Raw genomic sequence first — 14520 nt, 5'->3', positions numbered from 1 at the left:
CATGTTTAACAAAATCTTAGTTGTCTGTGTGGGGAACATTTGTCGTTCCCCGACGGCAGAGCGCTTATTAAGGCAATTTCATCCGGCGTTAACGGTCTCTTCAGCCGGTCTTGGGGCGCTGGTGGGGAAAGGCGCGGATCCGTGTGCTATTAGCGTGGCGCAGGCGCACAACCTGTCACTGGATAATCATTGTGCCCGGCAGATCTCGGGACGCATGTGCCGGGAGTATGACCTGATCCTGACCATGGAGAAGCGCCATATCTCTGCCCTGTGTGAAATGGTGCCGGAGATGCGCGGCAAAGTGATGCTTTTTGGGCACTGGGACAGCGAGCGCGAAATTCCCGATCCGTATCGTAAAAGCCGTGATGCGTTTGACGCGGTGTACGCATTACTTGAACGGTCTGCCCGCCAATGGGCTCAGGCACTGAACGCAGAGCAGGGAAAACAATGACAGAAAAAGTTAAACAGTCTGCTGCGCCGGTAACCGGCAATGATGAAATCGATATTGGTCGTCTGGTTGCAACGGTGGTGGAAGCCCGCTGGTGGGTATTAGGCATTACCACGGCTTTTGCATTGTGTGCCGCGGTCTACACACTGTTCGCCACACCCATCTACAGTGCGGACGCGCTGGTGCAAATTGAGCAAAATACCGGAAATTCACTGGTGCAGGATATTGGCTCGGCGTTGTCGAACAAACCTCCGGCCTCGGAAGCGGAAATTCAGCTCATCCAGTCGCGTCTGGTATTAGGGAAAACGGTAGACGATCTTAACCTCGATATCGCCGTTACCAAAGATACATTCCCTATTTTTGGCGCGGGCTGGGACCGGCTGATGGGCCGCCAGAACGAAACGGTTAATGTGACCACCTTCACGTTGCCAAAGGCAATGAATGAACAGACCTTCACGCTCAATGTGCTGAATGACAAAAGCTATCAACTGGTGAGTGACGGGGGTTTTAGCGCCCGGGGGCAAGTCGGCAAGGTGTTGGAACATGATGGCGTGACGATGCTGGTTGAGGCGATTCATGCCAGCCCGGAGAGCCAATTTACCGTCAGCAAATTCTCCACGCTGGGCATGATAAACACCCTGCAAAATAACCTGATGGTGACGGAAACGGGCAAAGACACCGGCGTATTGAGCCTGACGTTTACCGGCGAAGACCGCGAGAAAATCCGCCAGATCCTCGACAGTATTACCCGCAACTATCTGCAACAAAACGTGGAACGTAAATCCGAAGAGGCCGCCAAAAGTTTGGCGTTTCTGGCAAAGCAACTGCCTGAGGTACGTAACCGGCTTGACGTTGCTGAAAACAAGCTGAACGCCTTTCGTCAGGATAAAGACTCCGTGGATTTGCCGCTGGAAGCCAAAGCGGTGCTAGATTCGATGGTGAATATCGATGCGCAACTGAATGAACTGACCTTTAAAGAAGCGGAGATTTCCAAGCTGTTCACCAAAGCGCATCCGGCGTACCGCACGCTGCTGGAAAAACGCCAGGCGCTGGAAGATGAGAAAAGTAAGCTGAACGGGCGCGTAACGGCGATGCCGAAAACGCAGCAGGAAATTGTTCGTCTGACGCGTGATGTGGAGTCCGGTCAGCAGGTCTATATGCAGTTGCTGAACAAGCAACAGGAACTGAAGATTACCGAGGCCAGTACGGTTGGCGATGTGCGTATTGTCGATCCCGCGATTGCCCAGCCTGGCGTGCTGAAGCCGAAAACGGCGCTGATTATTCTCGGCAGTATCATTCTTGGTTTGATGCTTTCTGTGGTGGGCGTACTGCTGCGTTCTCTGTTTAATCGCGGTATTGAAAGCCCCCAGGCGCTGGAAGAGCATGGTATCAGCGTGTATGCCAGTATTCCGCTATCTGAATGGCAAAAAGCGCGTGATAACGTTCAGACCATTAAAGGTGTGAAACGCTACAAGCAAAGCCAGCTGTTGGCCGTGGGGAATCCAACGGATCTCGCCATAGAAGCGGTCCGCAGCCTGCGTACCAGTCTGCACTTTGCCATGATGCAGGCGCGTAACAACGTATTGATGCTGACCGGCGTCAGCCCATCGATTGGTAAAACGTTTGTCTGCGCCAACCTGGCGGCAGTCATCAGCCAGACCAACAAACGCGTGCTGTTGATCGATTGCGACATGCGCAAAGGCTATACCCACGAACTGCTGGGGACCAATAACGTCAACGGCCTGTCTGAGATCCTGATTGGTAAGGGGGATATCTCATCCAGCGCCAAACCGACATCGATTCCGCATTTTGATCTGATCCCTCGCGGTCAAGTCCCTCCCAATCCTTCCGAGCTGTTGATGAGCGAGCGTTTCGGCGAACTGATTGCCTGGGCCAGCTCGCACTATGACCTGGTGCTGATTGACACCCCACCAATTCTGGCGGTGACCGACGCGGCGATTGTTGGCCGTCATGTCGGCACCACGCTGATGGTGGCGCGTTATGCGGTCAACACGCTGAAAGAGGTGGAAACCAGCCTGAGTCGCTTCGAGCAAAATGGCATCCAGGTGAAAGGGGTGATCCTCAACTCGATATTCCGCCGAGCCAGCGGGTATCAGGATTACGGCTACTACGAATACGAATATACGTCGGATGCGAAATAAATCACCAACCCTGCCGGATGCGGCGAAAACGCCTTATCCGGCCTACAAAAGCGTATCTATCCGGAAACGAAAATGACGACAGAAAACCCGCTAATTTCAATTTATATGCCAACCTGGAACCGCCAGCAGCTGGCCATTCGGGCGATTAAATCGGTGTTGCGCCAGGACTACCCTCACTGGGAGATGATCATTGTGGATGATTGCTCTTCATCATATGAGCAGTTGCAGCAGTTTGTTGAGGAACTCAACGATCCGCGTGTGTCGTATACGCATAATTCCACCAACTCCGGGGCCTGCGCGGTGCGTAATCAGGCCATTATGCAGGCCAACGGACAATACATTACGGGGATTGATGATGATGATGAATGGACACCGAACCGCCTGAGCGTGTTCCTGCAGTATCGGCATCAACTGGTCACACGGGCGTTTCTGTATGCCAATGACTATGTCTGTGAGGGCGAAGTGTATTCACAGCCGACCAGTCTGCCGCTCTATCCGAAGTCCGTATATTCACGCCGCAGGTTTTATAAACGCAACATCATTGGTAATCAGGTATTTACCTGGGCATGGCGGTTTAAAGCATGCCTGTTCGATACCACGCTGAAAGCGGCGCAGGATTACGACATCTTCCTGCGCATGGTGGTGGCGTATGGCAAACCGTGGAAGGTCAAAGAGGCGACGCAGATCCTGCATGTGAATCACGGCGAGATGCGTATTACCTCATCGCCGAATAAATTCTCCGGTTACTTTCAGTTTTACCGCAAGCACAAAGGCAAATTTGACCGGGCCAGCAAGAAATATCAGCTGTTTACCCTCTATCAGATCCGCAACAAACGGATGAACTGGCGCACGCTGCTGACGCTGCTTTCTGTTCGTAACAGTAAGCGTCTGGCCGACGGACTGCGAGGACGCTAATTATGCTGGAAGATTTACGCGCGAACGGCTGGAGTCTGCGCCCCTGTTGCATGGTGGCGGCCTATCGGATTGCCCATTTTTGCTCCGTCTGGCGTAAAAAAAACATCATAAACAACCTGTGGGCTGCCCCGGTGCTGGTGATGTATCGCCTTATCACCGAATGCCTGTTTGGCTATGAAATTCAGGCTGCTGCATCAATTGGTCGTCGTTTCACCATCCATCATGGCTATGGGGTGGTTATCAATAAACACGTGGTAGCGGGGGATGATTTTACCCTACGCCACGGCGTCACTATCGGCAATCTTGGCGCCAACGATCCATCCTGTCCGGTCATCGGTAACGGCGTTGAGTTGGGGGCCAATGTCACTCTGCTCGGCGACGTTGCTATTGGCGATAACGTGACGATTGGCGCGGGGAGCGTCGTGGTGGATAGCGTTCCGGACAATACGCTGGTCGTGGGCGAGAAGGCACGGGTGAAGGTAATAAAATGAAGATATTACAGTTTAATGTGCGACTCGCAGAAGGTGGGGCGGCAGGTGTGGCGTTAGATTTGCATCTTCGCGCGCTGGAAAAAGGGCTGTCGTCACGGTTTGTCTATGGCTATGGCAAAGGCGGTAAAAAAAGCGCCAGTCATGCGAAATACCCACAGGTTATCAAATATACGCCGCGCCTGACGTCGGCGGCTAACATTGCGCTGTTTCGTTTTGCAAATCGCGACATGTTCGGCAATCTCGACAAGCTATATCGCACGGTTACCCGCACCTGCGGCCCGCTGGTACTGCATTTTCATGTGTTGCACAGCTACTGGTTGAACCTGGAAGAGGTGGTGACCTTTTGCCAAAAAGTGAAGGCGCATAAACCGGATATCACCTTCGTCTGGACCCTGCACGATCACTGGAGCGTGACCGGGCGCTGTGCCTTTACCGATGGCTGCGAAGGCTGGAGAACGGGCTGTCAGAAATGCCCAACGCTCAGCAACTATCCGCCGGTAAAAGTCGATAAAGCCCATCAGCGGTTGCCCGGTAAGCGGCAGATGTTCCGTGCCATGCTGGCGCTGGGCTGCCAGTTTATCTCGCCCAGTCAACATGTGGCCGACGCATTCAACAGCCTGTATGGCGTGGGATGCTGCCGCGTTATCAATAATGGCATTGATGTGGCAACCGAAGCCATTCTTGCCGAACTACCCGCGATGCCTGCGGAGAGCGGTCGGCCGAAAATTGCCGTGGTGGCTCATGACCTGCGCTATGACGGCAAAACCAGTCAACAACTGGTGCGAGCGATTAGCGCGCTTGGGGACAAAATTGAGCTGCATACCTTCGGCAAATTTTCGCCATTTGCGGGAGATAACGTCATCAACCACGGTTTTGAGAGCGATAAGCGCACGTTGATGAGTGCGCTTAACCAGATGGATGGACTGGTGTTCAGCTCCCGTGTCGATAACTACCCGCTGATTTTGTGTGAAGCGCTTTCCATCGGCGTACCGGTAATTGCCACGCACAGCGATGCCGCGCAGGAAGTGCTGGCCAAATCAGGCGGCAAAACGTTCAGCGAAGCGGACGTATTGCAGCTGGTGCAGCTGAAAAAATCAGACATTGCGCAGGCGGTATTTGACACGTCCCTTACCGCGTTCAGTCAACGCAGTCGGGTGGCATACAGTGGGCAACAGATGCTGGAGGAATATGTCTCGTTCTATCAGAATCTGTAGCTATCTGGTGCTACCGCTGCTTTATCTGCTGGTTAACGTCAAACTCGCCCAGCTTGGCGAGAGCTTCCCGATAACTATCGTCACCTTCTTACCCGTTCTGCTGTTGCTGTTTGTCGAGCGCATCAATATCAAAAAATTAATGATCGCACTGGGGGTAGGGGGCGGGCTGACGGCGTTTAACTACCTGTTCGGTCAATCACTGGATGCCAGTAAGTACGTAACGTCAGCGATGCTGTTTGTTTATACCGTGGTGATCATTGGCATGGTGTGGAGTATTCGCTTCAAAACCATTTCACCGCATAACTACGCTAAGATCTTGCGGTTTTTCTGGCTGGTTGTGGGACTGGTGGTGGGGTTAGCTGCGGTTGAAATGGCACAGATAATTCTCAGCGGCGGCAGCAGTTTAATGGAAGTTATTTCGAAATATCTTATTTACAGTAACAGCTATGTTCTGAACTTTATTAAGTTTGGTGGGAAACGTACTACTGCGCTCTATTTCGAACCGGCATTCTTCGCTCTGGCGTTAATCTCAATTTGGCTCAGCATCAAACAGTTTGGTATCAAAACACCTAAGTCCGATGCTATGATTCTGGCAGGGATAATATTATCAGGATCGTTTTCAGGGGTAATGACGTTTATTTTGTTTTATCTCCTGGAGTGGGCGTTCCAGTACCTGAATAAGGATGCGATAAAAAAGAAGCTACCGCTGGCGATAATCTCATTAAGCGTGTTTTTAGTTGGGGTGATATTTGCTTTTCCGTACATCGCAACGCGGCTTGGTGATTTAGGAACTGAAGGTTCGTCATCGTATTATCGTATCGTAGGGCCATTAGTGATGGTCGGTTATTCGTTACTGAACGTTGATGGCGTAGTGAGATTTGGCTCACTTTATGAATACGTTGCGTCATTCGGAATTTTTAACGGTGCAGATGTCGGTAAAACAATAGACAATGGTTTGTATCTGCTGATTATTTATTTTTCATGGTTCGCGGTGATATTAGCCCTGTGGTACATGGGGAAGGTCATGAAAATGATGATCAATGCGTTTGGCGATAATCAGAATTATCGGGTGCAGCTTTATCTTTTTACACCGTTGTCACTGTTTTTTACAGGTTCAGTATTTAGTCCGGAATACGCATTTTTAATTGTGTGTCCGTTTATATTGCGCAAGGCGCTGAATATCGCGAGGTAACTCACATGCTGCTCAGTATCATTACCGTCGCCTTTCGCAATCTGGAAGGGATCGTCAAAACTTACGCATCGCTGGCACATCTGGCGCAAGCGGGTGATATCAGTTTTGAGTGGATTGTTGTTGATGGCGGCTCCTCGGATGGTACGTCGGCGTTTCTTGAAGGGCTTAGTGGGGAACACCGGTTACGGTTTGTCAGCGAGCCGGATAACGGCATCTATGATGCGATGAACAAAGGCATCGCGATGGCGCGCGGGCGGTTCGCGCTGTTCCTCAACTCCGGGGATATTTTGCATGCGGACGCGGCACATTTTATCCGCCAGCTAAAAATGCAGAGCGACCAAACCATGGTCATTGGCGATGCGTTGCTGGATTTCGGCAATGGCAACAAAATTAAGCGCCGGGCAAAACCGAGTTGGTATATTTATCACAGCCTGCCCGCCAGTCATCAGGCGATATTCTTTCCGCTCTCAGGACTGAATGTCTGGCATTATGATTTGCAATATAAAATATCGTCTGATTACGCGTTGGCAGCCCAATTATACAAGTCCGGTTACGCTTTTAAAAAGTTGAGCGGATTGGTATCGGAGTTTTCTATGGGCGGAGTGTCAACGACGAATAATCTGGAATTGTGTCGGGATGCCAAAAAAGTACAGCGCCAGATATTACACATGCCAGGTTTTTGGACCGGTTTGTCAGAATATTTACGTCTGCGCACAACCGCTAAAACAAAAAACTTATATGGAAAAACGTAAGGGCATATTATGCAGGACTTAAGCGGATTTAAAGTGCCTGGAGGTTTTCGCGGCGGTGGTGCTATTAAAGTGCAATTATGGTGGGCGGTGCAAGCAACATTATTTCGCTGGTCACCGCAGGTCATGTATCGCTGGCGTGCATTTTTATTACGAATGTTTGGTGCAAAAATAGGAAAAAACGTAGTCATTCGGCCTTCAGTAAAAATTACTTATCCGTGGAAATTAACCCTGGGAGATTATGCCTGGGTGGGTGACGACGCGGTTTTATATACGTTAGGTGATATTACGATTGGCGCCCATGCGGTTATTTCGCAAAAAAGTTATTTATGCACCGGGAGTCATGATTATGCCAGTCAACATTTTGATATTAACGCCACGCCGATTGTGGTTGGCGCTAAATGCTGGTTGGCGACAGATGTCTTTGTCGCGCCTGGCGTGACGATTGGTGATGGCACCGTCGTTGGAGCACGAAGCAGCGTATTTAAATCGCTGCCAGCAAATGTTGTTTGTCGGGGAAATCCCGCAGTAGTCACGCGCGAACGCGTCGAGAAAGTTACTCCCTGAGGGGATCACTGAAGAGGTTATAACATGTCAAAAGTCGCTCTCATTACTGGCGTAACCGGGCAGGATGGTTCTTACCTGGCAGAACTCCTGCTGGAAAAAGGGTACGAAGTACACGGTATTAAGCGTCGCGCTTCATCATTCAACACCGAACGTGTGGACCACATCTACCAGGATCCGCATTCAGGCAATCCCAAATTTCATCTGCACTATGGCGATTTGACCGACTCCTCCAACCTGACCCGTATTTTACAGGAAGTCCAACCGGATGAAGTCTATAACCTGGGCGCCATGAGCCACGTTGCGGTGTCGTTTGATTCACCGGAATACACCGCAGACGTTGATGCGATCGGCACCTTGCGTTTGCTGGAGGCGATCCGCTTCCTTGGTCTGGAGAAAAAGACCCGTTTTTATCAGGCGTCCACCTCTGAACTGTACGGTCTGGTACAGGAAATCCCACAGAAAGAGAGCACGCCGTTCTATCCGCGTTCACCGTATGCTGTTGCCAAGCTGTACGCCTACTGGATCACCGTCAACTACCGCGAGTCTTACGGGATGTATGCCTGTAACGGCATTCTGTTCAACCACGAATCTCCGCGCCGCGGCGAAACCTTTGTCACTCGCAAAATTACCCGGGCGATCGCCAACATCGCTCAGGGGCTGGAGTCTTGCCTGTACCTGGGCAACATGGATTCACTGCGCGACTGGGGGCATGCCAAAGATTACGTCAGGATGCAGTGGATGATGCTGCAGCAGGATCAGCCGGAAGATTTCGTCATTGCCACCGGCGTGCAGTATTCCGTGCGCCAGTTCGTGGAAATGGCGGCCGCTCAGTTGGGGATTAAATTGCGCTTTGAAGGCGAGGGCGTGAATGAGAAAGGCATCGTGGTTTCTGTGACCGGACACGATGCGCCGGGTGTGAAACCTGGGGATGTGATAATCGCCGTCGATCCGCGCTATTTCCGTCCGGCAGAAGTAGAAACGCTGCTGGGCGACCCGGCGAGGGCACATGAAAAACTCGGCTGGAAACCGGAGATTACTCTGCGCCAGATGATCTCAGAAATGGTCGCTAACGACCTTGAAGCAGCGAAGAAACACTCCCTGCTGAAGTCGCACGGTTACGAGGTCGCCATCGCGCTGGAGTACTGAGGATGAAGACACAACGTATTTTTGTGGCGGGCCATCGCGGGATGGTGGGGGCCGCCATCGTAAGACAGCTGGCGCAGCGAGATAACGTAGAACTGGTGCTGCGTACCCGCGACCAGATTAATCTGCTGGACGCCGGTGCGGTGCAGGCGTTCTTTGCCGCTGAACGTATTGACCAGGTTTATCTGGCGGCGGCAAAAGTGGGGGGGATTGTGGCGAACAATACTTATCCTGCTGATTTTATTTATGAAAATATGATGATTGAGAGCAACATTATTCATGCAGCGCATCTGCATAACGTGAATAAACTGTTGTTCCTCGGGTCATCCTGTATTTATCCCAAACAAGCTACCCAGCCAATCGCCGAAAGTGAACTGTTGCAGGGGGCACTTGAACCGACCAATGAGCCGTATGCGATTGCCAAAATTGCCGGTATCAAGCTGTGCGAATCGTATAACCGACAGTATGGCCGTGATTATCGCTCGGTGATGCCGACCAATCTGTACGGACCGCATGACAACTTTCATCCGAGTAATTCGCATGTGATCCCGGCGCTGCTGCGCCGCTTTCATGAGGCTCGCGAGCAAAATACGCCGGATGTGGTGGTGTGGGGAAGCGGGACGCCAATGCGTGAATTTCTGCATGTTGACGATATGGCGGCGGCCAGTATCCACGTGATGGAGCTGGCTCAGGAAGTGTTGCAGGAATATACCCAACCAATGCTGTCGCATATCAACGTGGGCACCGGTGTGGACTGCACCATCCGTGAACTGGCCCAAACCCTCGCGCAGGTAGTGGGTTACAAGGGGCGCGTGGTGTTCGACGCCAGCAAACCGGACGGCACGCCGCGCAAATTGCTCGATGTTACGCGTCTGCATCAGTTGGGCTGGTATCACGAGATATCTCTGGAAGCGGGGCTTGCCAGTACATATCAATGGTTCCTTGAAAACCAGCAGCGTTACCGGGGGTAAGCATGTTTTTACGTCATGAGGATTTTGCCACCGTTGTACGTTCAACTCCGCTGATTTCCATCGATTTGATCGTGGAAAACGCCCAAGGCGAATTTCTGCTTGGCAAGCGCCTCAATCGTCCGGCGCAGGGGTACTGGTTCGTGCCCGGCGGTCGGGTGCAAAAAGATGAACCGCTGCGCGCGGCCTTTGAGCGGCTGACTGACGCTGAGCTGGGGTTACGTTTACCGCTGTCCGCTGCAGAGTTTTACGGGGTCTGGCAGCACTTCTATGACGACAACTTTTCCGGGGAAGATTTCTCAACGCATTACATCGTGCTGGGATTTCGTCTGCGGGTGTCGGAAAACGACCTGCAACTGCCTGACGTTCAACATGACGCGTACCGCTGGCTGACAATTGAAGAGATCCTGGCCAGTGACCACGCGCACGACAACAGCCGGGCTTACTTCTGTGAGAAGAGTCAGGCCGGAGTACCCGGGCTATGAAGATCCTTGTGTATGGCATCAACTATTCGCCGGAGTTGACCGGTATCGGTAAATACACCGGTGAAATGGTGGAGTGGATGGCGCAACAGGGGCATGACGTACGGGTGATCACTGCGCCGCCTTATTATCCGCAGTGGAAGGTCAACGGTCGCTATTCATCCTGGCGCTATCGTCGTGAAGAGGGCGATGCCATCGTCTGGCGTTGTCCGCTGTATGTGCCTGAGCAGCCTTCTACGCTCAAGCGCTTGCTGCATCTAGGCAGTTTTGCCCTGAGCAGTTTCTTCCCGCTGCTGGCGCAGCGCCGCTGGAAGCCGGATCGCATCATTGGGGTAGTGCCAACGCTGTTTTGTACGCCGGGCATGCGCCTGCTGGCGAAGCTGTCCGGGGCGCGCACGCTGCTGCATATTCAGGATTACGAAGTCGATGCCATGCTGGGGCTTGGCATGGCAGGCAAAGGCAAGCGTGGCGCGGTGGCAAAAATGGCCAGCGCCTTTGAGCGCAGTGGGCTGTTGAATATGGATCATATTTCGACCATTTCTCGTTCAATGATGAATAAAGCGCAGGAGAAGGGCGTTGATGCACAGAAGGTCATTTTCTTTCCGAACTGGTCAGAAGTAGCGCGCTTTCGTGACGTGAGCGACGCCGATGCTCTGGCGTTGCGCCAGCAACTGGGCTTGCCTGATGATAAAAAAATCATTCTCTACTCAGGCAATATCGGTGAAAAGCAAGGGCTGGAAAGTGTGATTGACGCAGCGGCCCTGTTGAGCGAACAGCCCTGGCTGTTTGTGATTGTCGGGCAGGGCGGAGGTAAAGCACGGCTGGAGAGTATGTCTAGCGAACGCGGCCTGAACAATGTGAAGTTCTTTCCGCTGCAATCTTATGACGCGCTGCCTGCGCTGCTCAAGATGGCGGACTGTCATCTGGTGGTACAAAAGCGCGGTGCGGCGGATGCCGTATTGCCCTCCAAACTGACCAATATCCTCGCCGTTGGTGGTAACGCGGTGATTACCGCCGAACCTGAGACCGAGTTGGGTCAGCTGTGTGACGCTCACCCAGGCATCGCGGTGTATGTCGAGCCTGAATCAGTGAATGCGCTGGTTGGCGGGATTCAACAGGCGTTAACCATGCCAAAGATTAACACGGTGGCACGTGAGTATGCCGAACGCACGTTGGATAAAGAAAACGTGCTGAGCCAATTTATTGCAGATATTCGGGGTACATGATGAGTCAAAACAAACTCTTTCCGGTGGTGATGGCCGGTGGCTCGGGTAGCCGTTTATGGCCTCTGTCCCGCGTACTATATCCAAAGCAGTTTCTGTGCCTGAAAGGCGATCTCACCATGCTGCAGACAACGATTTGTCGTCTGAACGGCGTGGAGTGTGAAAGCCCGGTGGTTATCTGTAATGAACAACACCGTTTCATTGTGGCGGAACAGCTACGACAACTGCACAAGCTGACTGAGAATATTATTCTCGAACCCGCCGGGCGCAATACGGCACCGGCGATAGCGCTGGCCGCGCTGGCGGCAAAACGTCAAAGTCCTGGGGAAGATCCGCTGCTGCTGGTTTTGGCGGCCGATCACATGATTGCCGACGAGGAGGCATTTCGCGAGGCGGTTCGCAATGCAATGCCGTATGCCAGCGCGGGTAAGCTGGTGACGTTTGGTATCGTGCCGGACCAGCCGGAGACCGGCTATGGCTATATCCGTCGTGGCGAGGTTTCGCCGACCAATACCGACGCCGTGGCTTTTGAGGTGGCGCAGTTTGTTGAAAAGCCCAATCTGGAAACCGCGCAGGCTTACGTGGCGAGCGGCGACTACTACTGGAACAGCGGCATGTTTCTGTTCCGGGCCGGGCGCTATCTGGAAGAACTGAAAAAATATCGCCCCGACATTCTTGAGGCCTGCGAAAACGCCATGAGTACGGTTGATCCCGATCTCGATTTTATCCGCGTTGATGAACAGGCGTTTCTCGCCTGCCCGGAAGAGTCTGTGGACTATGCGGTAATGGAACGTACGGCCGATGCGGTGGTGATGCCCATGAACGCAGGCTGGAGCGATGTTGGCTCCTGGTCATCGCTGTGGGAAATCAGCGCCCATACCGCTGAAGGTAATGTGCATCATGGTGACGTCATTAGCCATAAAACGGAAAACAGCTACGTGTATGCCGAATCTGGCCTGGTGACGACCGTCGGGGTGAAGGATCTGGTGGTGGTGCAGACCAAAGATGCGGTGCTGATCGCCGATCGCAACGCGGTGCAGGACGTCAAAAAAGTGGTGGAGCAAATTAAAGCTGACGGACGTCATGAGCACCATATTCACCGTGAAGTTTACCGTCCATGGGGCAAGTACGACTCTATTGATGCCGGAGACCGTTACCAGGTGAAGCGGATTACCGTTAAACCCGGTGAGGGATTGTCCGTGCAGATGCATCATCACCGGGCTGAACACTGGGTTGTGGTGGCTGGTACCGCGAAGGTGACAATCAATGACGACATCAAACTGCTCGCTGAAAACGAGTCTGTCTATATTCCGCTGGGGGCGACCCATTGTCTGGAGAACCCGGGGAAAATCCCGCTCGATCTGATTGAAGTGCGTTCCGGATCTTATCTCGATGAGGATGATGTGGTGCGGTTTGCGGACAGATACGGGCGTACCTGATGCCGGATGCGCTGCGCTTATCCAGCCTACAACACCGTAGGGCCGATAAGCGAAGCGCGCCGGAAAATGCATTTAACACTCATTAAAAGGCTCATTAAGAGTCAGGGCCTCCTGTTGCCTGAAGAAGGGTAAATCATGACGAAATTAACCTGTTTCAAAGCCTACGATATTCGCGGCAGGCTGGGCGAAGAGCTGAATGAAGATATCGCGTGGCGTATTGGCCGCGCTTACGGCGAGTTCCTGAAGCCAAAAACGATTGTCCTCGGCGGTGACGTGCGCCTGACCAGCGAGACGCTAAAGCTGGCGCTGGCGAAAGGACTGCAGGATGCAGGCGTGGATGTGCTGGATATTGGCATGTCGGGCACCGAAGAGATTTATTTTGCCACTTTCCACCTGGGTATTGACGGCGGTATTGAAGTGACCGCCAGCCATAATCCGATGGATTACAACGGCATGAAGCTGGTGCGGGAAGGGGCACGGCCTATTAGCGGAGATACCGGTCTGCGCGACGTGCAGCGCCTGGCGGAAGCCAATGACTTCCCGGCGGTTGATGAGACAAAACGTGGCCGCTACCAGCGCATTACTACCCGTGATGCCTACATTGACCACCTGCTGGGTTACATCAATCCCGCCAACCTGAAACCGATGAAGCTGGTGCTCAATTCCGGTAACGGCGCGGCAGGTCCGGTGGTTGACGCTATTGAAGCCCGTTTTAAGGCGCTGGGCGTGCCGGTCGAGCTCATCAAAATTCACAATACGCCGGATGGCAACTTCCCCAACGGTATTCCCAATCCTCTGCTGCCGGAATGCCGGGCCGACACGCGCAATGCAGTGATTGAACACGGCGCGGATATGGGGATTGCCTTCGACGGTGATTTTGACCGCTGCTTCCTGTTCGATGAAAAAGGTCAGTTCATTGAGGGCTACTACATTGTCGGCCTGCTGGCGGAAGCGTTTCTGGAGAAGAATCCGGGGGCGAAAATTATCCACGACCCACGCCTGTCCTGGAACACCGTGGATGTGGTGACGGCGGCAGGCGGTAAACCGGTGATGTCTAAAACCGGGCACGCGTTTATCAAAGAGCGGATGCGCCATGAAGATGCCATTTATGGTGGCGAAATGAGCGCGCACCACTATTTCCGCGATTTTGCCTATTGCGACAGCGGAATGATCCCGTGGCTGCTGGTGGCGGAACTGCTGTGTCTGAAAGGACAGTCGCTGGGCGAACTGGTCCGTGACCGGATGGTGGCCTACCCGGCGAGTGGTGAAATAAACAGTACGCTGGCAGAGCCGACGGCAGCGATTGCGCGCGTGGAGCAGCATTTTTCTCGTGAGGCGCTGTCGGTGGACAGAACGGACGGTATCAGCATGTCGTTTGTCGACTGGCGCTTCAATTTACGCTCTTCCAATACCGAACCGGTGGTGCGCCTGAACGTGGAATCGCGCGGAGATATTCCGTTGATGGAAGCGCGAACGCGCACTCTTCTGGCGTTACTGAATCAGTAATGCTGGTGCTTCCTTTGCCCG

The 14520-nt window shown here is 53.0% G+C and carries 14 protein-coding genes; all 14 read left to right on the top strand.

Translation table 11 applies throughout. From position 1 onward, the window contains the following. Window position 1 precedes the first annotated feature (1 nt). Complete coding sequence (wzb, locus tag OGY33_RS09830; RefSeq protein ID WP_032949610.1) at window positions 2-451, top strand: low molecular weight protein-tyrosine-phosphatase Wzb; 450 nt, start codon at window positions 2-4, stop codon at window positions 449-451. Next, window positions 448-2610 (top strand): tyrosine-protein kinase Wzc, encoded by a 2163-nt coding sequence (gene wzc, locus OGY33_RS09825; RefSeq protein ID WP_191238317.1) that lies wholly within the window; start codon window positions 448-450, stop codon window positions 2608-2610. Before wzb ends, wzc begins: the two co-directional genes overlap by 4 nt. A 72-nt stretch (window positions 2611-2682) precedes the next feature. Beyond that, entirely contained in the window at window positions 2683-3525 is an 843-nt protein-coding gene (gene wcaA, locus OGY33_RS09820) for a colanic acid biosynthesis glycosyltransferase WcaA (RefSeq protein WP_000206145.1), read from the top strand. Between the two features lie 2 nt (window positions 3526-3527). Further along, window positions 3528-4016 carry a colanic acid biosynthesis acetyltransferase WcaB gene (gene wcaB / locus OGY33_RS09815; RefSeq protein WP_032943932.1) on the top strand — a complete coding sequence of 163 codons (489 nt, stop codon included), beginning with the start codon at window positions 3528-3530 and terminating at the stop codon, window positions 4014-4016. Next, window positions 4013-5230: a colanic acid biosynthesis glycosyltransferase WcaC gene (wcaC, locus tag OGY33_RS09810; RefSeq protein WP_191238318.1), complete on the top strand. Its 1218-nt coding sequence runs from the start codon at window positions 4013-4015 to the stop codon at window positions 5228-5230. Before wcaB ends, wcaC begins: the two co-directional genes overlap by 4 nt. After that, complete coding sequence (gene wcaD, locus OGY33_RS09805) at window positions 5205-6422, top strand: colanic acid polymerase WcaD (RefSeq protein WP_060683572.1); 1218 nt, start codon at window positions 5205-5207, stop codon at window positions 6420-6422. The genes wcaC and wcaD overlap by 26 nt, the downstream gene beginning before the upstream one ends. A gap of 5 nt (window positions 6423-6427) precedes the next feature. Then, entirely contained in the window at window positions 6428-7174 is a 747-nt protein-coding gene (gene wcaE / locus OGY33_RS09800) for a colanic acid biosynthesis glycosyltransferase WcaE (protein WP_191238319.1), read from the top strand. A gap of 9 nt (window positions 7175-7183) precedes the next feature. Continuing rightward, on the top strand, window positions 7184-7738 hold the full coding sequence (gene wcaF, locus OGY33_RS09795) for a colanic acid biosynthesis acetyltransferase WcaF (protein WP_001153539.1): 555 nt from the start codon (window positions 7184-7186) through the stop codon (window positions 7736-7738). Between the two features lie 24 nt (window positions 7739-7762). Further along, window positions 7763-8884, top strand: a complete 1122-nt coding sequence (gene gmd / locus OGY33_RS09790; RefSeq protein ID WP_136392123.1) for a GDP-mannose 4,6-dehydratase — start codon at window positions 7763-7765, stop codon at window positions 8882-8884. A gap of 2 nt (window positions 8885-8886) precedes the next feature. Continuing rightward, complete coding sequence (gene fcl / locus OGY33_RS09785; protein ID WP_191238320.1) at window positions 8887-9852, top strand: GDP-L-fucose synthase; 966 nt, start codon at window positions 8887-8889, stop codon at window positions 9850-9852. 2 nt (window positions 9853-9854) lie between these two features. After that, a complete protein-coding gene (locus tag OGY33_RS09780; protein WP_191238321.1) occupies window positions 9855-10334 on the top strand; it encodes a GDP-mannose mannosyl hydrolase in 480 nt (159 codons plus the stop codon). Next, complete coding sequence (gene wcaI, locus OGY33_RS09775) at window positions 10331-11557, top strand: colanic acid biosynthesis fucosyltransferase WcaI (RefSeq protein ID WP_191238322.1); 1227 nt, start codon at window positions 10331-10333, stop codon at window positions 11555-11557. Before OGY33_RS09780 ends, wcaI begins: the two co-directional genes overlap by 4 nt. Continuing rightward, a complete protein-coding gene (gene cpsB, locus OGY33_RS09770) occupies window positions 11557-12993 on the top strand; it encodes a mannose-1-phosphate guanyltransferase (RefSeq protein ID WP_008785192.1) in 1437 nt (478 codons plus the stop codon). Before wcaI ends, cpsB begins: the two co-directional genes overlap by 1 nt. A 135-nt stretch (window positions 12994-13128) precedes the next feature. After that, a complete protein-coding gene (cpsG, locus tag OGY33_RS09765; protein WP_191238323.1) occupies window positions 13129-14499 on the top strand; it encodes a colanic acid biosynthesis phosphomannomutase CpsG in 1371 nt (456 codons plus the stop codon). The last annotated feature ends 21 nt before the right edge of the window (window positions 14500-14520 follow it).

Source organism: Citrobacter sp. Cpo032, assembly GCF_030332975.1.
Lineage (GTDB): Bacteria > Pseudomonadota > Gammaproteobacteria > Enterobacterales > Enterobacteriaceae > Citrobacter > Citrobacter portucalensis.
Note: the sequence above shows the minus strand (reverse complement) of the source record. Positions and strands in the feature narration are given on the sequence as shown.